The following is a 24,938-nucleotide window of genomic DNA, read 5'->3' as shown; positions in this document are numbered from 1 at the left end:
TAGCCATATTGAGGTATGAAATTCCCAAATTGAACCTTGAAAACTCAAACCTCAGTGCGTCTTTGCGCCTTTGCGTGAGACTAAAATTCATACCCTTAATCAGCAACGCCAGATAGTTATTTGATAATAGGGTTCTGTGTACTATCTGTTAGCTATTGCACCTATGGGAGTTGCTGCTTCAGAAATGGGGTAGGATAAAAAACGTAAAATCAGGTAGAATCTCCTAAGTTGAGGGGCAATATAAAGATGTTCACAGAGAAAAGCTGGAAGAATTTTAAGGTATTTACAGGGGCATTTTGTGTTGTCGCGCTGACACCGTTTTTTGGAATTAATTCTTCTGTCCACGCAGCAGATACGGTTGTGATTCGTTATGGACCCATAGAGGAATCTGTATCCTTGGAAGAGTTAAAAAAATCTACGGAAACTGGCAAATTACCAGATAGTTTGGGAACTTATACCAAAAGAATGACTGAAGAACAACGTCGTTTTTTGGTAGAGGGACTAAAAATCCGAATTCCCATAAATGTTGCTACTTTAGATAGATTAATCAATACCCAAATTGGGACTACAATTCTTAGCGATGTCTCTACAGCTATTACCCGTCGAGATCAATCGGGATTACAAGCTATGAAAGGGGGATTGGTTTTAGCTGCTAATTCTCCACAGGGTTTATCTATACTAAGTTTTATTGCTGCCTATCCCAGTAAACGCCTAGAAATTAATTTACCCCAGGCTTTAACTGTGGCGGGGAGTTTAAATGGTGCATTTGTCCGCACTCAGCGGTTTATGTTTGGTCTTTCTCCCCAAGTTAACCCTAAAGATATCAAAGTTGCGTCTTCTCTAGATCCTACTCAAGCAGGAAGCGCACAGGTACAGACACTCAAGTTAAGTTTCAATGACCAAAAGCGTCAACGACAAATTCCCCTAGATGTTTACTTCTCTACCGCTGCAAGTGTAAATAAACCTGTAATTGTCTTGTCTCATGGTTGGGGTTCGGTGCGGACTGACTTGCGTTATTTAGCCGAACATTTGGCTTCTCATGGTTATGTTGTTGCGGCTTTGGAACATCCTGGTAGTAATGAAACTACTTTTAAGGCAGTCAGTAAAGGTAGAAAACAACTTGTTGAACCCCAAGAATTTTTAGACCGTCCCAAAGATGTTAGTTTTATTGTTGATGAATTGGAAAAAGTTAACCAAACTGCGAATAGTCCTTTACGGGGAAAATTAGCAACTAACAATGTGATGGTTGTAGGTTATTTCTTTGGTGGGGGAACGGCTTTAGCATTGGCTGGGGGCGAATTACAAATCGAAACCCTCAAACAACGCTGTCAGCAAAACTTAGCTAATGCTAACTTGGGTGAAACTCTTCAATGTGTGGCTCAAGCATTACCAGAAAAAACCTATCAATTGCGAGATGGGAGAATTAAACAGGCGATCGCCCTTAATCCTACCACCTCTTTAATGTTTGGGGAAACTGGGTTAACAAAAGTACAAATTCCCACATTAATCCTCTCTAGTTCCGCAGATAAAATTACCCCTGCATTAACTGAACAAGTTATGGGTTTTGCGAAAATTCCCTCCCCAAAGTGGTTGGTGGGTGTGGTTGGTGCTTCTCATTTGAGCATTATAGATCCTAGTCTGACCCCATATCAAATGGGGAAATCAAATACACCTATCTTGAACAAAGAAGTAGTTGGAGAACAAGCTAAAGATGTGCGGAAGTTTCTCAAAGGTATTACCCTAGCAATGGCAGCACAGTTAACTCCTGAAGCTAGTCAATATGCTCCTTTTCTGACTGCCGACTACGCTCAAATTTCCTCAACTCGTCTATTTCCCTTTCGCACAGTGCGAGAACTTTCTCCTGAGATGATACAAGAAGCACAAAGTCCAGGTATGACAGCCAATAAATAATAGGTTGAAGGACGAGCAAATAAATAAAAAGGCTTGGAGGGTAAACCAAGCCCAACTTCACTCAGGGTAAAATATATAATCCATCCTATAGATTCTTTATATTTTCAGAATCCTTCTCAAGAGAGAATATTCAATCCAAGACTAATTTAAGCGTGAAATATGATGAGTTTCTTCACTAGTACAGGTTGGCGTAAATAACATGACCATTAAAAGCTCCGAAAATTTGATTGATTACAAGGCTTGAAAATGGTTCATTCACTTAAGCTGCACGGTACTAAGTAGGTGAACACAATAAAACCAAACTGTGTAAAGAAACGTAAAATCGCCCAAACCCTCTTCACTCTTGCCTCTTGCCTCTTGCCTTTTGCCTTGCCATAACGACAATTTTCAACGCCAACCTACTTAGTAGATTCTGACCATGAAAAATTCAGAAAGTAGGGGCGCAGGGTCTGCGCCCAGAGGCTATTAACTGCTGTTTGCACTATGGCAGGAGTAATATATTTAGTACAGATGTCACGTTCGCTGAAGGCTTTTTTGTCAAAGTCCATAGAATTAAGTATGATTATAGTTTCAGCACAATTAATTGCCTATTGTATCAACAAAAACAGAATATCTGACGATGGCATCAGATGGCATTTGAAAAAAGTTGTCTTGATATTGTAAATTTTTGTAAAATTGATGTCTTCAAGACTAGAAACCTGCTAATTACATGACTAAACTAAAAACTAAGTGCATCTGTACTGTTAACAATCAAAATTCTAAATTTGGCACTATAGCCTGAATGATCCCAGTCCAACTTATCATTAAAAACTTTCTCAGTTACCGTGATGCAAGTTTAGATTTTAGCGGCTTGCATACGGCGTGCATTTGTGGTTCTAATGGTGCGGGAAAATCTTCCCTTTTAGAAGCTATCACTTGGGCAATTTGGGGTGAAAGCCGTGCTACTGTTGAGGATGATGTGATTCATGCTGGTGCGAAAGAAGTCCGAATTGATTTCACTTTCCAAAGTGGTCAGCAAACTTATCGGGTGATTCGCAACCGGGTTAGGGGTGGAACTAGTATTTTAGAATTTCAAATTGAAACTCCTACTGGGTTTCGTCCTTTGACGGGTAAGGGATTAAAAGCCACTCAGGATGTCATTCTCGAACATATTAAGCTAGATTATGAGACTTTTATTAATTCTGCTTATTTGCGTCAAGGAAAAGCCGATGAATTTATGCTCAAACGTCCTGCTGAACGCAAGGAAATTTTAGCAGAGTTATTGAAACTAAATCAGTATGATGAGTTGGAAGAACGAGCCAAGGATAAAGCTAAACTTTATAGAATCCAAGGAGAAGAGTTAGAAAATTCTTTAGCAAATATCAAAATTCAACTCCAACAACGGGAAATAACGGAAACTCAACGCACTGAGTTAGAAGCGCAACTAGATAATCTACAACAGGTGCAAGCTTTTGAAAATATTCAGTTACAAAGTTTACAGGTTATCCAACATCAAAGACAAAGTTGGGAACAGCAATTAAATTTTCTGCGGCAACGATATGATAATCTTAGTCAAGATAGCGATCGCCTACAACAAGAACAAATAGCCGTAAAATCCCAACTAGCAGATTTAGAAAAGATTATCAATCAACAAACTGACATTCAAGCCGGTTATACTCAATATCAAAATCTACAATCTCAAGAAGAAATCTTTGCTGCTAAATTTGAACAACATACCCGCGCTACCAATTTAAAACAACAAAAACAACAACAGCTATATAAACAAACTCAAGATTTAGAACGTCAATTACAACAAGCCCAAGCCCAATTATCAGCTTTAGAACAGCAAGAACAAGAAATTAATCAAACCCTGAGTAAATCTGGGGATATCGAAACAGCTATATTACAATTAAATACCGCCCGTCAGCATTTGACTAACTTAGATAAATTGCAAATGCAGGTAACACCATTATTACAACAAAGAGCCAGTTTACAAACTCAATTAGATCGCACTCATGCTAGTTTAGTCGCGCGATTAGAGCAAATGCAAGCCACAGAAAAACAATTACAAAATCAACATCACCGGCAACCCCAATTACAACAAGCAGTAATAGAGATAGGAACGCAAATTGAAGAATTAGAAAAAAAGCGCGTTTATCTGCAAAGAGTCCAGGAAAAAGGACAGGAAAGACGACATTTTATTGAACGTTTGCAAGCCCACCAACGAGATTATGAAAGGTTGTTGGCAGAACTAGAACAAAAATTGCAAATGTTACAAAATCCCGATGCTAGTTGTCCTTTGTGTGAACGTCCTTTAGATGAACATCATTGGGGTAAAGTTATCGAAAAAACCCAATTAGAATATGAAGATACTCAAGGACAATTTTGGGTAGTGCGGGAACAACTCGCAGTTTCAGATCGAGAAATTCAGGTACTCCGACAAGAATATCGAGAAATATCCCAAAAATTATCAGGTTATGATTCATTGCGAGAACAACGGGGACAATTAGCCGCACAGTTAGAAGCTACAAGTGATGTCCAACAACAGTTATTACAAATTATTGCCCAAAAAGAACATTTAGAACGTTCTTTAGAGAGTGGTGACTATGCCCCTGAAAAACAAACAGAAATTCAGCAATTAGATCAATCTCTTCAACAACTTAATTATAGTGAACAAGACCACGCCCTTGCCCGCAGTGAGGTGGATAAACTACGGTGGGCAGAAATTAAACAAGGACAAATTAAAGATGCCTTAAAACGCCAAGCACAACTAACAGCTAAAAAGCCAGAATTAACAGGGAATATTACTCAATTACAATGGCAACTGCAACAGGGACAAACTGATTCTGATTGTGCCAAAGAAATTGCTAATTTAGAACAGCAAATTGCGGAAATTGCCTATAGTTCTGAACAGCATAATTATTTGCGTCAAGGTGTGCGACAAGGACAAGTTTGGCAATTACGCCATCAACAATTATTATCAGCACAAGCACAATATCCGCAATTACTTAATAAAAGTCAAGATTTAGAAGATTCATTGCAAAGAATCCTGAAAGAAAGAGAAATATCAACTCAAGAAGTTGATAATATTGTTAAACAATTATCTGATAGTGCCAACCCCACGGCCCAAATTAATAATTTAGAACAACAATTAGCAAACCGTAGACAGGAACTAGATAATAAAATATCTCAGTTAGGGCAATTAAAACAAATGTCCCTGCAATTGGAAACTTTACAAAATCAGTATGAACAAGGAATACAACAATTACAAAATTGTAAACAACAACAGCGTGTATATCAGGAATTAGCCCAAGCTTTCGGCAAAAATGGGATTCAAGCTTTAATGATTGAAAATATTTTACCTCAACTGGAAGCAGAAGCCAATCAACTACTTTCTCGATTGAGTGCGAATCAATTTCACGTCCAATTTATTACCCAAAAAGCCGGACGCAGTGGCAAATCCAGTAAGAAAAATGCCAAATTAATAGATACTTTAGATATTTTAATTGCTGATGCCAGGGGAACGAGATCCTATGAAACTTATTCAGGAGGGGAAGCTTTTAGAATTAACTTTGCCATTCGTTTAGCACTGGCAAAATTATTGGCACAAAGAGCAGGAGCATCATTACAATTATTAGTAGTAGATGAAGGTTTTGGGACTCAGGATGGGGAAGGATGCGATCGCCTAATTGCCGCCATTAACGCCATATCCGCTGATTTTGCCTGTATACTTACTGTTACCCATATGCCCCACCTCAAAGAAGCCTTCCAAGCCAGAATCGAAGTGAGTAAAAATCAGCAAGGTTCACAGTTACAATTATTGATGTAATACCCAGATCCCCGACTTCTTGGAGAAGTCGGGGATCTATATCCAATTATCTACTCATGCTGAGATTAATTACTGACTTTGACGGTCCAATCATGGATGTTTCGGAACGCTATTACCGTGTTTATCAATTGTGTCTAGAGACAACCCGATATCCTCAACAAACAATTACGGAACTGTCTAAAGCCGAATTTTGGCAACTCAAGCGATCGCACACTCCCGAACTCCAAATTGCCCTAAAATCAGGTTTAGATGCCCAACAAGGGCAAGAATTTTCCCAAATTCGTAAACAAACAGTCCACACCCTCCCTTATTTCCAGCATGATGTTCTTGTCCCCACAGCATTAGCCGCACTCAGTCAAGTTCAAGCCGCCGGTGTTGATTTAGCCGTCATGACAATGCGAAGGGTACGAGAACTAGACTATGCCTTTAATCAACATAATTTAAGCCAATTTTTCCCAGAAAATCGCCGTTATTGTCTGAGTAACGACTATGTAAAAACCCGTGATGTCGAAGATAAACCATTGTTAATGGCTAAAGCCTTAGCCGAACTCCCCCCCGCTGCTGATAGTTGGATGGTGGGAGACACAGAAGCCGACATTACCGCCGCCAAAAAACATAATATTAAAATTATCGCTGTTGAATCTGGTATCCGCGATCGCTCACAACTAGAATCTTATCAACCTGATCTGATTATGCCAGACTTAAAAACCGCTGTAAATTTCATCCTCAACGAGTAAAAACAAAAATAATGGGTAATCGGCAATAGACATCTCCGAAAATTAAATGTGCGTCGTTTGAAACCCTTGTAGAGACGTTCCATGGAACGTCTCTACAATCTTTACTGGAGAAGTCTAATGAACCAAACGTGAGTTCGACCAATAATTTTTAACCCCCCTGGTAAACCTCTCCTAAGAGGGTGTTTAAAAAGTCATGATTCATGTATCAAATATTTTGACCCCTCCCTAACCCTCCCCTTGCAAAGGGGAGGGAACTAATTTTTCCGGTTTCCCCCCAAAGCATCGGGGGGATTAAGGGGGGTAATTTAACTTGTGTGTACACGATAGCTCCAACACGGAGAGGTGTTGGGGTGAGGTTCATCGAATTCACGTTAACCAATTACCCATTACCTAACGTAAAAAACTACTTACTAACCACAGCAAGATAAAAGTCAACAACGTAGAAAACTGATTCGCCGTCATATTTATCAATGGCAATGGTAATATCAAGCCAGCAATCAGACCACCAGCAATTAAACCAGCAATTAAACTCACCAGCGTCAATAAAACTGCTCTACCAAACTTTCCTTCCTTACGATTGAGAAAGTAAATACCAATACCGACCCCAACTACCAAGGACAGTTGCAAAACCTGTCCACCACTACCGGGATACAATAAACTCGTTGCACCCAAACCTAGATACCAGGCGCCTGGTAGCAGGACATCAGTTAACGTGGGCTGATCTAAACTTCGCTGTAGCCATGCAGGAGACTGCTGACTAAGAGACTGACTTGTTTGAGTAGAAGATGGAACTCGCATTTCTGGAAATCGGATGCGCTCAGGCACTTTAATCTTACCTTCTTGGCGCATCCGCAGGCGTTCCATTAAAATCGCATCATAAGCGGCTTCAATAACTTCTCGGACACTGCCATCACCACCATGTTTTTCTAACAGGCGATTCCGAACATCCTGGATTTCATCGAAGCTTGCGTCTTCCGATACCCCAAGTTTTTCGTAGGGACTTTGATCACTCATGGGAGGTTATTACTTTAGCCTTAATCAGCGGCACTTTTTATTTTACAGAAAAACAACTTTAGATTTTATAGAAATAAAGACAACAACTAGATCAGTAACTACGCGACATACTCCACACACTCCCTTTCAGGTGAGTGTGGGCAACGAGCGCGACTCTTCTATGAAGACATTAACTGAGCTTTAAGACCGTGTGTCCCACGGTTCTTTGGTTAAGCCAAACAATTAGCTTTTATTTTGATAGGCTGCTTTTGGTGCATTTAATTGAGTTACACCTACCGTTGAAAATTATATCAAATATTTGAAAAAAAATCAAGAAAGTGTTCATTCCGCACTTCGTGCCGCTTTGCTAACATCGCCCAACAACACTGATTAAGCTGCGCTTAATTTTGTTCGTTGGGCAATTCCTCACTCGCGCGTATTGTATTCATCTCATCACCTCCCTATCGGGTAGGTGAGAGGCTTCTACTGTCTAAGCTAAATTATATGTCTTAGGCAATTTTATACATCTACTACAATCATAGCACGAGTCGGGTCAACCGCACACAAATTCAAAAAGACTGAATTACTCATAACTTTTGCTATACCAGCATATTTACCTCTTGCCTATCCATAATAAAAATCACATTTTATGGAAATAATCAGGATAATCATTGCTCTCCCCTGTAAATTTTGAATTAGTAACAAAGTAGAACCTGCGTCCCTACGCAATCATGTTTGTTAATCCTATGCGCTTTTATAAAAAGTAATCCCTATGGCTCTTGCTAAGATTCTTGTAGTTGACGACGATCCTGCGGTTCGGAATTTAATCCAACGCTTTTTGCTCAAACAAAATTATCAAGTTGAATCTGCCGAAGATGGGAAGACTGGTATGAGTATGTTTGAACAATTTAATCCCGATTTAGTAATTTTAGATGTTAATCTGCCGGATGTAATTGGTTTTAACCTTTGTCAAGAAATGCAGAGTCGTAGTGGCGTATTTGTACTACTCCTGACGAGTAGAACCGACGAAGGTGATAAAATTCGCGGTTTTGCTAAAGGCGCTGATGACTATCTGACTAAGCCATTTGGCTTGGGAGAGTTGGAGGTAAGAGTAGGGGCTATTTTAAGGCGGCAGCGAGTTGTGACTAATGCCGAACAGCAACGCTTAATTTTTGACAAATTAACAATTGATTCTATGCGGCGGGAAGTAATGATTAACAGCGAACCCATTCCCCTAACTGCGCTGGAATTTGACTTATTATATTTTCTTGCTAGTCATCCAGCTAGAGTTTGGCGACGATCCGAACTCATTCAAGAAGTTTGGGACTATGAATATGTTGGGGATCAGCGGGTTGTGGATGTTCATATCGGTCAAATTCGTAAGAAAATTGAAATAGATCCTACTCAATCAACATTAATTCATACTATTCGTGGTGTAGGGTACAAATTTGAATGCGCTACTTCTGCCTAAAATTTGACTACCACCTGTAAACCCCCGCCAATCCCACGCAATAAAGATTTGACACTCTCCGGTCTAAAGACGCGAAGCTCCCAACGCTACCGCGTTCCTCTTGTGGGATCAAATAAATAAACTTGGTTTATGAATTTAATCCAGTATTTTTATGGATTATTGATGAAATAAAGTTTCTAAGTAAACACGCGCCGCTCGGCGATCGCTCTCACCATTTTGCAGCAAAAATAATGATAAAGCCGCTGTTAAGACACGGGTTTGATCCCAATCAGGATGGGTTTCTAAGTAGTTGTTCATGGATTCCTGTAATGTTTCGGGAATTTCCGTAAAGATAGGGACTGTGGTGTTCATAAAATTTTCCTGTAGATCAATCAAGAGAAGTTATTGGTGTTCAGTTTTACTGAGGGCTGATTCATGCCCTGTGAGGGACGTAGGGAGAAATTAAAATAAACCAGAACACAAAATTCAGATGCTGAATGAAATCAAACTAAGACTCATTATTCTGCGCTCACCAGGGGTGGATTTGTCAATGCTGCGAAATGTTAACAATTAGCAGTCAAAAATAAATCTTGACCAAATAATCAGGCTTACAACTATATTTTTGTTATATAACTTTATAAAAACTCGGTTATCCACCCTGTTAGTAGTGAACAATTAACAATCCCCAATAAGTCAGCAATGACTGATTAACTCGTAGAACGTCTGTGGAAAAGTCCAAAATCACCTGTGGAAATCCTGTGGAATCAATGAGGAAAAAGGTTGTTAATAATAAGAATTACCATAATGTCAGGAAAATATGACATATCAAGCAATTGACACTCTCAGGTTTTCAGATACTGAATTTGACGCTTACCAAAAAACTCGTAAGGTGGTAAAGTATATAGCAGGAGTCAGGAGAAAACCCCTTTGGTAGCAAGAGTTTGACTGTTAATTAATGTCCTAACCGCCTTGGCGATTGCTATATTTGTAAATACAATTTATTTTATAAAAAATTTTGCTTATAGACATTTTGACGGGTCATGATCAGAAAAAAATTATCTTATTGCCCTGCTTGCTTGCTTGTTAGTTTGATAGCCTATACAGTTGGTGATAAGAGTTACTCATTAAGAGTAGGCTAAATGCACGTTAAAATAGATGGAAGTAGTAATTTATTGTAGTTTCGACAATAAAAACCTCTAAATCCCATATCCTGTAGATTCTGAATTTTTGCCTGAGAAATTGGAATGTTAGACCAAATATTTGATTACTTAAATTTTCATTTCAGTGTTGAAGCTTCTATAGTCCTCTTAATATTAGTGATTTTAGAAGCGGTACTGTCGGCTGATAATGCGATCGCTCTCGCTGCGATCGCCCAAGGACTAGAAGACAAGAAACTAGAACGTCAAGCCCTAAATATTGGGTTAGTCTTCGCTTATGTTCTCCGCATTACCCTACTGTTAACAGCTACCTGGGTACAGAAATTTTGGCAATTTGAACTATTGGGTGCTGCTTATCTGTTGTGGCTGGTCTTCCAGCACTTCAGTTCCCAAGAAGATGAAAACAATCACCATCATGGACCACGTTTTAAATCTTTATGGCAAGCTATACCCGTAATTGCCTTTACAGATTTAGCCTTTTCCTTGGATAGTGTCACCACAGCGATCGCCGTTTCTCAAGAAATATGGTTAGTAATCACAGGTACAACCATTGGGATTGTCACCCTCCGATTTATGGCTGGATTATTTATCCGCTGGTTAGATGAATATACAAACTTAGAAGACGCAGGTTACATCACTGTAGCATTTGTGGGTTTACGTCTCTTATTAAAAGTCATCAACGATGATTTAGTCCCACCAGAATGGCTCGTAGTGACTGCCATTGGGATCATCTTAGCCTGGGGCTTCTCTAAACGCAACGTTGTAGAATTAGCCCCAGAAGAAAAGGAAAAAGCTGAAGTATCCGAAGTAACAAAGTAATTCAGCAAAGATCAGAAGCAGAGGAGATGAGGAGAAATTAATCTTGCCTCTTGCCTCTTGCCTCTTGCCTCTTGCCTCTTGCCTCTTGCCTCTTGCCTCTTGCCTCTTGCCTAACTACTCACTTAACCAAGGTGTAGAATGAGGTTGCCAAGCAACTAACTCCTCTTCCTTAAACCACAGCGCAATTTCTGTTTGAGCGGTTTCTTGAGCATCAGAACCATGAATGAGGTTACGACCGACATTAACACCAAAATCGCCGCGAATTGTTCCTGGTTCTGCTGTTAAAGGGTTGGTTGCGCCAATAATTTTTCTGGCTGCTGCCACAACGCCCTCACCTTGCCAAACCATTGCTACCACTGGACTAGAAATGATAAATTCCACTAAACCAGGGAAAAAAGGTCTTTCACGGTGAACATCATAATGTTTTTCCGCTAATTCCTTACTGACTTTCATAAACTTTAAACCCACCAGGGTAAAGCCTTTGGTTTCAAATCGGCGGATAATTTCACCCACTAGTCCGCGCTGGACACCGTCAGGCTTAATTGCTAAAAATGTGCGTTCCAAATCTGTCTCCAAAAACATAATCTAATTTTGATGGGTTAATTGTCAGTTGTATTGATGTCTTTTGTCTAGTAGTCTTGCGAATTTTCCCGAAAAATTTGCAGAGATCAGGGAATTAAGCAAAGATAGTCTTCTTTTCTTTCTGGTCAAAACCTAGCAAGGCTTACTTACCCCTCTATGGGTAGCGCAACATGGTATTAACCATACTTCTAATTACTAATTCTTAATCAGAAATTATTTCTAGTTGTATATCCGTTACCAGACTATTTTGTTAAATTGTTATTTCGTGGGCGCAATACAGAGGTCAGGAAAAAATGGGTGTCGAGTCAACCGCTGATGAGATTGTGAAAATGCCATCTAATGGGCATAAATCCGAACTAAAACACCAAAAAAAGAAACAACTGTTAGTACCTAGTACAAGTACAGGAGATTTACCTTTGCCTTGGAAAATTGAGAACAGTGAAGACCTTTACCGCATTGAAGGTTGGGGACAGCCTTATTTTTCGATTAATGCGGCTGGTCATGTCACTGTTTCTCCCAAGGGTGAACGCGGTGGGTCATTAGATTTGTTTGAGTTGGTAAATGCTTTAAAGCAGCGCAATTTGGGTCTGCCCATGTTAATCCGGTTTTCTGATATTTTGGAAGACCGAATTGAGCGGTTAAACGCTTGTTTTGCTAAAGCGATCGCTCGCTATAACTATCCTGGTGTATATCGGGGAGTATTTCCAGTTAAGTGTAATCAACAACGCCACCTGATCGAAGATTTAGTTCGGTTTGGTAAACCTCATCAATTTGGTTTAGAAGCAGGTTCTAAGCCAGAATTAATGATTGCTCTGGCTTTGTTGGATACACCAGGATCATTGTTAATTTGCAACGGCTACAAAGACCAGGAATACATCGAAACAGCGATGTTAGCCCAAAGACTAGGACAAACACCAGTTATCGTCCTAGAGCAAATTGAAGAGGTGGATTTAGCCATTACGGCTAGTCGTCAATTAGGCATTAAGCCCATCTTAGGAGTAAGAGCGAAACTAAGTACCCAAGGAATGGGACGTTGGGGAACTTCCACAGGCGATCGCGCTAAATTTGGCTTAACAATTCCCGAAATTATGGAGGCTGTGGAAAAATTGGGTGCAGCCGACTTACTCGGTTCTTTGCAATTATTACACTTCCACATTGGTTCTCAAATCTCCGCGATCAATGTCATTAAAGATGCCATCCAAGAAGCCAGCCGCATTTATGTAGAATTGGCAATGTTAGGGGCAGATATGAAGTATTTAGACGTTGGTGGTGGCTTAGGTGTAGATTACGATGGCTCTCAAACCAATTTCTACACCTCGAAAAACTACAATATGCAAAACTATGCTAACGACATCGTAGCAGAGTTAAAAGACACCTGTGATGAAAAGCATATTCCCGTACCAACGCTAGTTAGTGAAAGTGGTCGGGCGATTTCTTCCCACCAATCGGTTTTAATCTTTGATGTTCTCAGCACCAGTGATGTGCCTCTTGATCCCCCTTCTCCTCACCAAGAGGGAGAATCCCCAATCATTAAATATCTCTGGGAAACCTACCAATCCATTAATAAGGAAAATTACCAAGAGTTCTATCACGATGCTGCTCAATTTAAAGAAGAAGCCATCAGTCGTTTCAACTTAGGAATTTTGCGCCTCAACGAACGCGCTAAAGCCGAGCGTCTTTACTGGGCTTGTTGTCAAAAAGTTTTAACTCTTATCCGTCAGGAAGAATACGTACCTGATGAGTTGGAAGACCTGGAAAAAATTATGGCTTCCATTTACTACATCAATCTCTCTGTGTTTCAATCAGCACCAGATTGTTGGGCGATAGATCAACTATTTCCCATTATGCCCATACATCGCCTTGATGAAGAACCAACTCGCAGAGGAATCTTAGCGGATTTAACCTGTGATAGTGATGGAAAAATAGACCGCTTTATAGATTTACGGGATGTCAAATCGGTTTTAGAACTGCACAAATTTGAGCCGGGGAAACCCTATTATCTAGGAATGTTCCTGAATGGAGCGTACCAGGAAATTATGGGAAATTTACATAACCTCTTCGGTGATACTAACGCTGTTCACATTAATTTAACCCCCAAGGGTTATCAAATTGAACACGTTGTCAAGGGCGATACCATGAGTGAAGTTTTAAGCTATGTCCAGTATAATTCTGAAGACATGATAGAAAATATTCGCCAACGTTGTGAGCGAGCTTTAGAAGAGCAGCATATCACCATAACAGAGTCCCAACGACTACTACAAACTTACGAGCAAAGTTTACAACGGTATACTTACTTGAATAGTCATTAGTCATTAGTCATTGGTCATTGGTCATTGGTCATTGGTCATTGGTCATTGGTCATTGGTCATTAGTTAGTAGTAAATTACAGCCGATAGCTGACAACTGACAACTGACAACTGACCACTGACAACTGACCACTGACTAAATTGAGTTTGTTCCCAATAATTCGGCGATCGCTTGGTGTTCTAAAGGCTTTTGAGAAGGTGGAGTTTGACGAGCATCAGTAATTAACCAATCTAAAGCCGCAGCTTGGACATCAATTGATGCCCCCGTCTTATCCACACAATAACGTCCAAACACCAGCTTATCTACCAAACGCACACCTGGAGCTAAACGCGACCATTCAAAAATCACACTGTTATCTACAGTTGCACCACTGCAAATCCAACAATTTGGACCAATCATCGCCGGACCAATGATTTTTGCGCCATCCTCAATTTTAGTCATTCCCCCGATATAAACAGGTCCAGTAATATCTACTTTGTCCCAATTTACAGATACATTTAATCCAGTAAAAATACCTGGCAAAACTTCATGTCCAGGGATTTGCACATTTTTAATTTCCCCTGATAAAACACCACGAATTGCTCGCCAATAATCGGGAACTTTACCAATATCTACCCATTCAAAATCCATGGGAATGGCGTAAAAAGGGGCATTATCTGCCACAAGTTGGGGAAATAATTGGCCACCAATGTCATACTCCATCCCAGAGGGTATATACTTGAACACTTCTGGCTCAAAAATATAAATACCTGTATTGATATTAGTGCTAAGAGCTTCTTCAACAGTTGGTTTTTCTTGGAAAGCTTGAATGCGATTATCGTCGTCCGTAACTACCACACCATAACTAGAAACTTCTTCCTTGGGAACTGATTTGGTAATAATAGTAGCGATCGCCCCTTTGGATTTATGCCACTTTACCGCAGCAGTTAAATCTAAATCAATTAAAGCATCACCACACAACACTACAAATGTATCGTCAAAAAATGGGGAAAAATCTTGAATCCGACGCATACCCCCAGCCGAACCAATAGCCTCACCGACGAGTTTACCGTCATCATCAATTTTACCTTCAAAAGAATAGGCAATCTGCACTCCAAACCGCTGACCATCTCGGAAATAACTTTCTATTTCCTCCGCCAAATGGCTGACATTGACCATAATTTCGTCAAAGCCATGTTGACGTAATAACTCCAGCAAAAATTCCATAACCGGCTTTTGCAGTATAGGAATCATCGGTTTGGGAATTGTATACGTAATGGGACGGATACGAGTACCTTTTCCCGCCGCAAGAATCATCGCTTTCATAAAATTTTATTTCCTTTGTCAGTTGTCAGTTGTCAGTTGTCAGTTGCACAAGAATATTTCTCCCCTTTTACTTCCCCCACCTCCCCCACTTCCCCAACTCCCCTTACTCTCTACTCCCTGCTCCCTGCCTTTAAGTAAGTAAGCGGATTTGAATTTCCTGGTAAAATTCTTGTTGAAATAGTTCTACCTTAGATTGAGCCGATAGCAGTAGTAACGCCCAAAAAACGCTAACTAAGTTACCGTGTTCTGATTCATGATGAGAAGCTTTTTTCTCTGGTTGTTTTGTCTTTATCCACAAATCTATCAGTTGTTCTAAATTCCAGCATTGTTCCTCTAAATTTTGCCCTTTAGCAGCAGAATTTAATACTTGCTCTAGTTCTAACGCGACTTCCGTTAGATTTTCTTGGTGTGCTAACTCTAGGGCTTCCCTCATAGTTTGCACACTAGGTTGACGTTTCAGTCGCTTAGGTTTATCTACTGTTTCTACCAGCTTTAGTTGGCTGGCCATAATTTGTAACTGGTCTATTAACTCTTGTAAAGTTACCCGCCGTTTTGGGGGTGGCATAGCTGCCGGACGACGGCGTAAGTGTTGCTCCAGTTGCAAACGATGGGCTGGATATAACAATCCATCCTCAATTTCTAATAGTGTATCATCTACAACTTCTTCTGAGATATTATGTACTGCCGACAACTGCATTAATGTATTAGCTTTAAATAATACAAGCATTGATGCTGATAAAAAAGCCTGTCCAGATTGAGACAAGTCACTTTCATAGCCTCTGATAGTTCTTGCTTCTGGAGCCATCAATTCTAAGTAATGGTCAATCACCTCAATAACTCGCACGTCCCAAGGGTCAATTTCCCCTTTTTCAGCTTGCTCAATGAGGTGTGTAATTGTTTCTAATAGTTCGACTGCATCCATTTAATTCAAAATTTAATATACCAGGAGTCAGGAGTCAGGAGTCAGGAGTTCGGAGTTCGGAGTTCGGAGAAAATTACCCAATGACCAATGACCAATGACTAATGACCAATAACCAATTTATTCATCTTGTTCAAATTCCGAGCCGTAATTAGCTCGAAAAGTAGAGACAAAATCACTGTGATCACTGCCTTTAATGGCATCAAAAGTGCCTTTGATAGTTCCCGCAATTGGCACAGCAACGAGTGTTCCTAATAATCCAGCAATTTCAAATCCCATTAAAATGGCAATAAAAATCCATAAAGGATTAAGTCCAATAAAATTGCCCATTAATTTTGGTGCTAACAAATTGTCTTTGATTTGTTGCATGATAACTGCCATTGTAGCGACTGGAAAGGCTAACCACCAATTTTGGATTAATACCAACAATGTGACTAAACCAATGCCTAAAGTTGCGCCAACAACGGGAATAAGCCCAGAAATACCGATAATAATAGCAAATAACAGGGCAAATGGAATTTTCAGAAATAAGAAAATGGGTGTAAGGGCTATGACCATAAATAGTCCTAGCAATAATTGGCTCAAAAAAAAGTTTTGAAAATTTAACTGTAATGAGCGGCTAAAAGGAAGACCAATATTAGACGGGAGAATGTTAACTAAACCAGACCAAACGCGATCGCCATATATGAGCATATAAAAAGCTAGAACGATGACCAATACTACATTCAGTATTCCTGATAACAGTGTTCCGGCAAATCCTACCGCCCCTGAAGCTATTTGCTGTACTAAATTTTGAATATTAGCATTTATTTGATTTGTTACCAGCTTTAAGTCTATAGATAACCGCCGCTGCTTTGCTAAACTTTCTAAGTGATCTAAATTAGCTTGACTAGTCGCTAACCAATCAGGAATCTTATTTAACAATTGAATGGTTTGGTCAATTAGCATTGGTACGAGGGTAACACCCAAAACAATAAACAAAGTTAAGGTCAGCAGTAAAACAATAATTACTGCTTGAGTGCGGGTAATTCTGACTTTCTCAAGTAACTTAACTGGGTAATTCAATAGAAAAGCCAGAATTGCCGCAATACTGAGAATAGTAATTGGATTCTGGAAAAAATGGAATAATACAGACAGGAGCCAGATATTGAGGGCGATAATTGGCCCACTGAGTCCATAAGTTAACAGAGTTTGCAGAGAAGCAAGACGGCGCATCTGATTTAATGTATAAGCAAGGACTTCAGGTGTAGGAGAGGAATAATCACCTAGTGTGGCGGAAGCCATACTTTTGTAATTTCCATTTCCTATTCTCAATACCTTGTCCAAATTGGAAAAAGCCTTGATTTGTAAGGTTGGGCTGTGGAACGTAAACGTATCCCTGCGGGACACTGCGTGAACGCCAAGCAATCAGCATGAAACCTAACGCATTTGTTGGGTTGCGCTGTCGCTTAACCCAACCTACGGAAAATGGACAAGGTATTACTATTGTCTAAACTATTTACTGATTTTGATCATAAATTTTAGCTGATCTAAATTTGAGGAAATAACAAAAATGGATACTAGCATAGCTGATCTTCGCAAAGACTACACATTACAAGATTTAAATGAGAAACAAATTGATCCAAATCCATTTATACAATTTAAAATATGGTTTAGTCAGTCCCTGTCAGCCCAGCTACCTGAACCTAATGCTATGACTTTGGCTACTTGTACATCCGATGGTCAGCCTTCGGCGAGAATGGTATTACTCAAAGATTTTGATGAACGGGGGTTTGTCTTATTTACTAATTACAATAGCCAAAAAGGACAGGAATTGACAGTAAACCCCCATGCTGCTTTGGTTTTTTGGTGGGCGGAATTAGAACGCCAGGTCAGAATTGTGGGAACTGTGGAAAAAATTTCCGCAGCAGAATCTGATAGCTATTTTGAAATCCGCCCTACATATAGTCGGTTAGGTGCTTGGGCTTCTAATCAAAGCGAAGTAATTGCGAGTAGAGAAATTTTAGAATTACAATTACAAGAATTTCAGCGCAAATATCAAACTCAGGAAGTTCCTCGTCCTCCACATTGGGGTGGTTTTCGCGTGATTCCCCAAAAAATTGAGTTTTGGCAGGGAAGATCGAGTCGTTTACATGACCGCCTGTTATATACTCGTGTAGATAATGGCGGCTGGGAAATCGAGCGTTTATCACCTTGATTTAATATTTGATGTCAGCATTCAGCTATCAGCAGTAATAGTGGAGATGAGGAAGTAGTTATTTCCTGAAAGTTATACACATTTAACATTCTGTATTTCCGTATTGAAAACTGATAGCTGAATACTGAATGCTTAAATGATAATTAATAGGAAGATCCTGATCAGAGTAAAAACCGATGATTATTAATTAATAATTCAGTATAAGTTAACTACCCCAAATTATCTTTGATATATGTTTCTTAATGTACAGTTAGATTATACTGGATCTGTATATATTAAGCATGACTTATCAGAAAGACCGACATAGATATAGTAGTTATCAGGTCATTAAGTAGGTTGGCGTTAAAAATTGTTGTTATGGCAAGGGAACAGAAAAGAGATTTTGGGCAACTTGACTTTTCCTTACATATGTAGTTTTTTTTCCATTCACTTACAAAAGAAGGGAACAGGGAACAGGGAGCAAATAAGAAACACTCATTTGCACCAGTTTAAAGCTCAGTCAAGAAAAGGATGTTTTTACCAGATGCGTAGCACGAAAAAAACAGTGTCATTATTTCAATCTCATGTTTTTAAACATGAGTTTTTCCTGTTCCCTGTTGCCCGTTCCCTGTTCCCTTTGAATTAGATGATTAATCTTTCTTTGCTGAAATGTATTTAAGTTTTGATACACATTTTTAACTTTATGCGAATCATACATATATTAAATCATGTCCAGGAAATCGGTAATGGTATTGTCAATGTAGCTGTGGATTTAGCTTGTTTACAGTCCCAATCTGGCGATGATGTGGCGGTAATTTCAGCGGGAGGGGGATACGAAAAATTATTAAATCAATTTGGTGTTAAACATTACGAAATTAACCAAAGTCGTCAGCCAATAACAATGATGAAGGCGGCGATCGCTTATCGGAAAATTGTGCAAGAATTTCAACCAGATATAGTTCATGCTCACATGATGACTGGTGTGGTGTTAGCGCGGGCTTTGAGATGGGAAAATAGATATATTTTAGTGGCTACTGTCCATAATGAATTTCAACCTAGTAGCCTATTGATGGGTTTAGCTGACCGAGTAATTGCTGTTAGTAAGGCTGTCAAAAATTCGATGGTGCGACGGGGAATTCCTGAACAGAAATTACGGGTAGTTTGTAATGGGACATTGGGTAGTCCTCGAACTCGGAAAATATCAGATTATCAACCTTTAAGTTTACAAAGTCCGGCGATAGCTACCGTAGCAGGAATGTATAAACGAAAAGGCATTACTGAGTTAATCGCGGCTTTTGAAGAAATTGCCCAGGATTTTCCCGCAGTACATTTATATTTGGTCGGAAATGGACCAGATAAACAAATATTTGAGTCTCAAGCCCAAGCAACGGCTGTTAGTCATCGGATTCACTTTGAAGGGTTTCAGCCTGAACCCCAACGTTATTTACTAGCCTGTGATATTTTTGTCTTGGCTTCCCACCTTGAACCCTTTGGTTTGGTGCTTTCAGAAGCGAGGGAAGCAGGGTTGGCGATTGTGGCTACGAAGGTGGACGGTATCCCAGAGGCCTTGGATAATGGTAAAGCGGGGATATTAGTGCCGGCGCAGGATAGTCATCAGTTGGCTAAGGCATTAATAAAATTATTAAGTGATGCAAATATACTTCAGGAATGGAAACAGCGATCGCAGGACAATCTAGAATGGTTAAATGTTGCCCGTGTACACCAAGAAACATTGGCTGTATATGAGGAGTTAAGTTTTCAGGAAAGTTTTTCGACCTCTACTCAACCTGATTAATACTAATTTTTGGCATTGGATAATAGGGAGATGAATTATGTTTTGTCCTATCTCTCTTAGATATCCCGCAGGGCAGGCACAAAGTTTGAAATTGCTGATTTTTCAAGTTTATCTTCCAATTCAGCAACTCCACAAACAGTTAAATTAAGAATCTAAAGATTCAGTTATAATGGGACGATAATAAATTAGAAAAAATCCTCACAACAGGGAGTTAGAGTTATGGTGGCTACTCCAATCTCAACTGCTCCACAACTATCAACAATAGCAATCTCTTGGGAAGCATTACCCGAAGATTTTATCCTAGAAGAAGAACCTGTGGAAAACACTGCACAACCATTAATTGCTGGGGCATTACGAGAAAGTCTGGAACTAAGTGGATATATTCAATCCACCATGCTGATAGCTGCCAATTTGGGCATATGTGCCACAATGAATGACAAACTTGTTGTTAAAGCCCCAGATTGGTTTTTTGTGCAGACGGTTTTACCCTTGTCTGGGACAACAGATAGACGCAGTTATACACCTCATCTGGAAGGAGAAATTCCCCGCGTTGTCATGGAATTTTGCTCAGATACAGACGGGAAAGAATACTCAGCTAGACGCGCCTTCCCCCCCGGAAAATGGTTTTTTTATGAACAAATTCTCCAAGTCCCTACCTATGTAATTTTTGACCCCCTGACGGCTGAATTGGAAGTTCATCAAATTGAGTCAGGACAGTATAAATTACAGCCAATAGACGAGAATAATCGCTACTGGATTACAGATATGGGATTATTTTTGGGATTGTGGGAAGGAGAAAAAGAGGGGCGTATAGGTTACTGGCTAAGATGGTGGGATCAAGCAGGTAATTTGTTACCCTGGGCAGTCGAAAAGGTAGAACAAGAACAGCAACGGACTGAACAGGAACGCCAACGGGCTGAACAAGAAAGTCAACGGGCTGAACAAGAAAGTCAACGGGCTGAACAGGAACGCCAACGGGCTGAAAGATTGGCAGAACAATTACGCGCACTGGGTATTGATCCAATTGATTAAATGTGCGTTTTCTAAAATTGTTGTAGAGATGTTTCATGGAACGTCTCTACTTTTTTCACCAGATGTCTAATCAATCCCAATTGGCAAATTCATCACTAATATTGCGAAGTAGGGCAGTGATTTGAGTGCGTCGGGTTTCAAAGTTAGCAGCAATGTAAATTAACAAAATACCAACTAATAAACCAACAATCCATTTTAAGAAAGAATAACTCAGACTGAAAATTACTAATTGGTAAATGCTAGTAATTAAAAAAGTACCTGTACCAACATAAAGAAAAGCGCGGACTTTTAAACCTAAGCCAGCGAAAATAGTAATCAGACTAAAAACACCAGGGATAAAAGGCAGATTTTGATAAAACAAAATTGTCCAACCGCAAATTAAACCACTTCCTAACATTCGCAAACTGTGACGGAGAGGTTTGGTTGTTGATAATTTTAGTTGTTCATCTATTTGGGCAATATATAGTAAAGATAAACCAATTGGTATAACGTACCAAAGAGAATCTCTGAAGTTTAAATCATTAAACCAAGTAAATAATGCCCAATCAATTAATATTAAACTGATATATGTAAACCGGATTTGTGTGGCAGCGTTAGCTAAAAAGATGTAGTAAGCAGCAACGATAATTAAAGTAATAGGATAGGTTGTTAGTCCCGTTGTTCCTACAATAATTAATGGGAGAATGTATGCTGTGCGTTGCCAAGGCGTTTTTGACCAACCTAATCTTTGCCAAGGTAGAATATATAGGAAGTAGGCAAATAGGCAGGATATCGCTCCATTCCAAGGTAGTAATTGCTCAAATATTAATCTCCCTATTGGTAAATTTTGTAAATAAATACCAATAATTCCTACTTCTATTAAACCTAAATAAACCCAGATTTCTTGATTTGTTTCTTGGGAATTTTCTTTTCCTTGCCAAATCGCATAGCGAACTAAAAATAATCCTGTTCCTAATACGATAGACGAGTTAATTTGGATAGGTAAAGTCATAGCAAAAAGGAATAAAATACTACTCCAAACCCAATGAAGATGGGCAATATTTTTTAATTCTTGAGAATTGAAACCCAGATAACTAATCAGCCAGGGTGTGAGGATACGGTAAGCATACATGATGCTAGTACCAAGGGCTGACATGGCAATTAAACCATCACCTAAAGCCTCTCCTTTAGATAGGGACATTTGATAAAATAGGAGTTCGTAGGCGGAAATTGATAGGCCGATAATACCAAAATAAAGGAGGGGTTTAAATGCTTCCCTGCGTCTTCCTACTCCAATGAGAATTAAGGCTACACCCAGGGAACAAAAACCTGTAAAATTGGCAAAGGTATTTAATCGCAAAATGACGCTAAATGCACCATAAATAAGGGGGAGAATATGAAAACTATTAGGTAATGTTTGTAATTGATGTTTGCGTCGCCACCATTCACCAAATAGCTGAGTTGTTAAACCGAGAATGATGTTTGCTATGGCGATTCTAATGATTGAATGTTCGCCAAATCCTAATATTTCGGCTGTTAATAATTCTAAACACCAACCAATACCATAAAATGCCGATTCTTTCGATTGTCCCCAACTGCGATAGATGATTGATGCTAAAATTATCGCTGTGGTAATAACATAGATATATTCTGTTTTGATAATGCTTTGATAAATTAAACTGGAATGCAAAGTCAGAGCTGATAATTCTATTGTACATAATGCGATCGCCCATTTATCACTTGCGGCTGCATAAATTATTGCCAATTCTGTACCTTTGCGTAAAAGTACACCACGCCATAGCCATAAACTCAGTATTGTTAATGCAGTAACGACAAACCAACCTGATATTTTTAATTGGATTAAACCAAATACACCTTCACCTAATAATGCAGTCAGGAAACTTAATCCAAAACCAATAATTATTCCTGCATATATTTGGTTTCTTGAATAGCGAGTATGGACTAACATTACCGCTATACCCACACCCAAACCGATTAATCTTATTCCTGGTAATGGTAAAGTTAATAATTGAGAAATCCCTACAGCGAAGACACTTAAAAACCTGTTAGTGGTGCGATTTGGTTCAGTATTACGAATAGCTAAACCTGTTAATGCTAAAGGTGTAATTAACCAAATTACGCCTAAAGAGTTTTGATTTTGCCAATTACCATGCCAATAACTTTCAGCATTTACCCATAATAGAGAAAAACTGATTGCAGCTAATACTAAACCAATATACCATGCACTCCGTCGCGTTATGCCTTCACCAAGACTAAATCCCCATTCAGCTATCATGATAGCTAATAAGATACCAGCCCAAATTTCTTGATTTAAACTTGGTAAAAACCAATTAATGCTAGAAATTAGCGTCAATACTCCCATACCATGAGTTAAGTATATAAAGGGAGGAGAAAAAGCTGCACGACGTTGAATAAATGTGGCTAGAGTAATAGTAGATAATAAAAAATTGATTGTTCTTAATATTGGATTTACCAAACTAATTATTGTTAAACAAATTCCCAAACCTAGAGTTAGCTGTTCTCCAAAATCTGCCAAGTCTTGATTTTCTTGATTATGTAATTTATCTGTTAGCCATAACATCAAAATGACGTAAGGAAATAAAGCAATACTCAATAATACCCAAGGGTGATTTTGAGAATTAGTTAAATGGGTAGCGGTGCTAATTAGTAATGTTTTTAATTCATTAGGAATTAATCTCCAACCTAGCCAAATTGTCTGTAAACCAATTAAGAAAATAGCTAAAAAATCTTTTTGTAAATTATATTTTTGTAACCGACGACTAAAAACCCACAAACTTAAAATGCTGACTATTATAGCTTGGGCTGGTTCTGTTATGACTGAAACTAACCAACCTAATAAAAGTAAACTTCTTCCTAATTCTTCCCAAAGGATAGAAGGATTTGTAGAAGAATTTTTTTCTGATAACCAAATTACTAAACCACCGCAAATCCCAATTGCTAAACCTAATTGAGTAATATTAACTCCAGCTATAAAAATAGCCCTTGTCAGTAAAGTTAATAAAGCGTAAATCAGAAAAGTAAAATATAAACTAATTCCCCATTGTGGAGTTTCTATATTTGTATTTTCTTGGGGTTGGGTTAATTGATTGTAAACAGTAATAGTAGTTGTTCCTATCATTGCTAAATAAACAGCAATTAGGGGAAAATTTGATAACTTCCAACCCCAATGTAAATAACTCAACCCGATAATATTGATTAAAGGTAATTTACCACTGGGAAAATTATTAATAATATTGCGGTTTTGACAAAGTTGATTAGTAATAAATGTCAGGGTTAGCGACGCAATTCCCATCACAACTAAGTTTAATGGATTTTGCCACAAACTAAAGCTATCCATTGCCCAAAAGTTGATAGGAACTAATAACAATGTGACTATTAATAATGTCTGTGCAGTTAACCTTAAATTGCTTTGTTTACCCGCCCAAAATGTAAATCCACAAAAACTCAAAGTATACGCAAATAAAACCCCATACTGTCCAACTGCGGGGAATCTTTCCCATTGACTTGCAGCGAGAACACCGGAGGAAAGCACTACTAAAAATATACCCAAAAACAGCAACCACCGTACACTTAATTCTTCACCAAAAGATTGCAGCATCGAATTAACAAAACTGGGTTTCGTAGGTGGTTTTGTGATGGGTGGTAAAGTTGCAATTAATGGTTTTCGTGGGGGTGTGCTAGGGGTGAAAATTTCCTCTGGTTCTGATGCAGTCTGAGGTGTAAAGACTACAGTGCAAGTGAGATATTGACGGGCTATTTGTTTAACTTGATCATCAGATATTAAACCGAGTTCTAGTAAGTCATCTAATCCTAATAATAAGTCAGGATGATTAGATGGTAGTTTAATGGGAATTTTCTGGGATGGTTCAAAAGGTGATGTCATAATCTGCAACCCTGTAAGTGTATATTAGAAATAGCCCTTTTAA

At 39.0% G+C, this 24,938-nt stretch carries 16 protein-coding genes; 9 read left to right on the top strand and 7 right to left on the bottom strand.

What is annotated here, in order from left to right; translation table 11 throughout:
• Positions 1-246 precede the first annotated feature (246 nt).
• The 3 genes from AN486_RS03785 (at position 247) to AN486_RS03775 (ending at position 6,456) form a co-directional block, all read left to right on the top strand.
• Complete coding sequence (locus AN486_RS03785; protein ID WP_290599388.1) at positions 247-1,911, top strand: alpha/beta hydrolase; 1,665 nt, start codon at positions 247-249, stop codon at positions 1,909-1,911.
• 781 nt (positions 1,912-2,692) lie between these two features.
• Entirely contained in the window at positions 2,693-5,719 is a 3,027-nt protein-coding gene (gene sbcC, locus AN486_RS03780; protein WP_290599386.1) for an exonuclease subunit SbcC, read from the top strand.
• Positions 5,720-5,775: 56 nt separating this feature from the next.
• Positions 5,776-6,456, top strand: coding sequence for an HAD family hydrolase (locus AN486_RS03775; RefSeq protein WP_290599384.1), 681 nt, complete (start codon positions 5,776-5,778; stop codon positions 6,454-6,456).
• Between the two features lie 390 nt (positions 6,457-6,846).
• Here AN486_RS03775 and AN486_RS03770 read toward each other — a convergent pair whose 3' ends face one another.
• On the bottom strand, positions 6,847-7,470 hold the full coding sequence (locus tag AN486_RS03770; protein ID WP_053538800.1) for a CPP1-like family protein: 624 nt from the start codon (positions 7,468-7,470) through the stop codon (positions 6,847-6,849).
• A 751-nt stretch (positions 7,471-8,221) separates the two neighbouring features.
• Here AN486_RS03770 and AN486_RS03765 point away from each other — a divergent pair.
• On the top strand, positions 8,222-8,920 hold the full coding sequence (locus AN486_RS03765; protein WP_053538799.1) for a response regulator transcription factor: 699 nt from the start codon (positions 8,222-8,224) through the stop codon (positions 8,918-8,920).
• A gap of 156 nt (positions 8,921-9,076) precedes the next feature.
• Here the strand turns inward: AN486_RS03765 and AN486_RS03760 are convergent, their stop codons facing one another.
• Positions 9,077-9,271 (bottom strand): DUF2811 domain-containing protein, encoded by a 195-nt coding sequence (locus AN486_RS03760; RefSeq protein WP_027401370.1) that lies wholly within the window; start codon positions 9,269-9,271, stop codon positions 9,077-9,079.
• Positions 9,272-10,143: 872 nt separating this feature from the next.
• Here AN486_RS03760 and AN486_RS03755 point away from each other — a divergent pair.
• Complete coding sequence (locus AN486_RS03755; protein WP_290599378.1) at positions 10,144-10,875, top strand: TerC family protein; 732 nt, start codon at positions 10,144-10,146, stop codon at positions 10,873-10,875.
• Positions 10,876-10,989: 114 nt separating this feature from the next.
• Here AN486_RS03755 and ndk read toward each other — a convergent pair whose 3' ends face one another.
• The gene (gene ndk / locus AN486_RS03750; protein WP_027401368.1) at positions 10,990-11,439 is read right to left on the bottom strand and encodes a nucleoside-diphosphate kinase; all 450 of its coding nucleotides are present in this window, start codon (positions 11,437-11,439) and stop codon (positions 10,990-10,992) included.
• 311 nt (positions 11,440-11,750) lie between these two features.
• Between ndk and speA the strand changes: the two genes are divergently transcribed.
• A complete protein-coding gene (speA, locus tag AN486_RS03745; RefSeq protein WP_290599376.1) occupies positions 11,751-13,766 on the top strand; it encodes a biosynthetic arginine decarboxylase in 2,016 nt (671 codons plus the stop codon).
• A gap of 133 nt (positions 13,767-13,899) precedes the next feature.
• Here speA and AN486_RS03740 read toward each other — a convergent pair whose 3' ends face one another.
• From AN486_RS03740 to AN486_RS03730, 3 genes are all read right to left on the bottom strand, one after another.
• A complete protein-coding gene (locus AN486_RS03740) occupies positions 13,900-15,069 on the bottom strand; it encodes a sugar phosphate nucleotidyltransferase (RefSeq protein WP_039201385.1) in 1,170 nt (389 codons plus the stop codon).
• A 130-nt stretch (positions 15,070-15,199) separates the two neighbouring features.
• Entirely contained in the window at positions 15,200-15,991 is a 792-nt protein-coding gene (locus tag AN486_RS03735; RefSeq protein ID WP_053538796.1) for a ScpA family protein, read from the bottom strand.
• A 117-nt stretch (positions 15,992-16,108) separates the two neighbouring features.
• Positions 16,109-17,203 (bottom strand): AI-2E family transporter, encoded by a 1,095-nt coding sequence (locus AN486_RS03730; protein WP_290599406.1) that lies wholly within the window; start codon positions 17,201-17,203, stop codon positions 16,109-16,111.
• A gap of 337 nt (positions 17,204-17,540) precedes the next feature.
• Here AN486_RS03730 and pdxH point away from each other — a divergent pair, with 337 nt between their 5' ends.
• From pdxH to AN486_RS03715, 3 genes are all read left to right on the top strand, one after another.
• Positions 17,541-18,185, top strand: a complete 645-nt coding sequence (gene pdxH, locus AN486_RS03725) for a pyridoxamine 5'-phosphate oxidase (RefSeq protein ID WP_290599373.1) — start codon at positions 17,541-17,543, stop codon at positions 18,183-18,185.
• Between the two features lie 682 nt (positions 18,186-18,867).
• Entirely contained in the window at positions 18,868-19,959 is a 1,092-nt protein-coding gene (locus AN486_RS03720) for a glycosyltransferase (protein WP_290599371.1), read from the top strand.
• Positions 19,960-20,178: 219 nt separating this feature from the next.
• Positions 20,179-20,991, top strand: a complete 813-nt coding sequence (locus AN486_RS03715) for a Uma2 family endonuclease (protein WP_053538793.1) — start codon at positions 20,179-20,181, stop codon at positions 20,989-20,991.
• A gap of 70 nt (positions 20,992-21,061) precedes the next feature.
• On the opposite strand, the gene AN486_RS03710 is transcribed toward AN486_RS03715, so the two are convergent.
• On the bottom strand, positions 21,062-24,895 hold the full coding sequence (locus AN486_RS03710) for a DUF2157 domain-containing protein (RefSeq protein ID WP_290599368.1): 3,834 nt from the start codon (positions 24,893-24,895) through the stop codon (positions 21,062-21,064).
• Positions 24,896-24,938: the final 43 nt, after the last annotated feature.

The sequence above is a fragment of the Anabaena sp. AL93 genome, from assembly GCF_001672085.1.
Taxonomy (GTDB): Bacteria; Cyanobacteriota; Cyanobacteriia; order Cyanobacteriales; family Nostocaceae; genus Dolichospermum; species Dolichospermum heterosporum.
The sequence above is the reverse complement of the archived record's forward strand: the minus strand, read 5'-3'. Positions and strand labels throughout refer to the sequence as shown.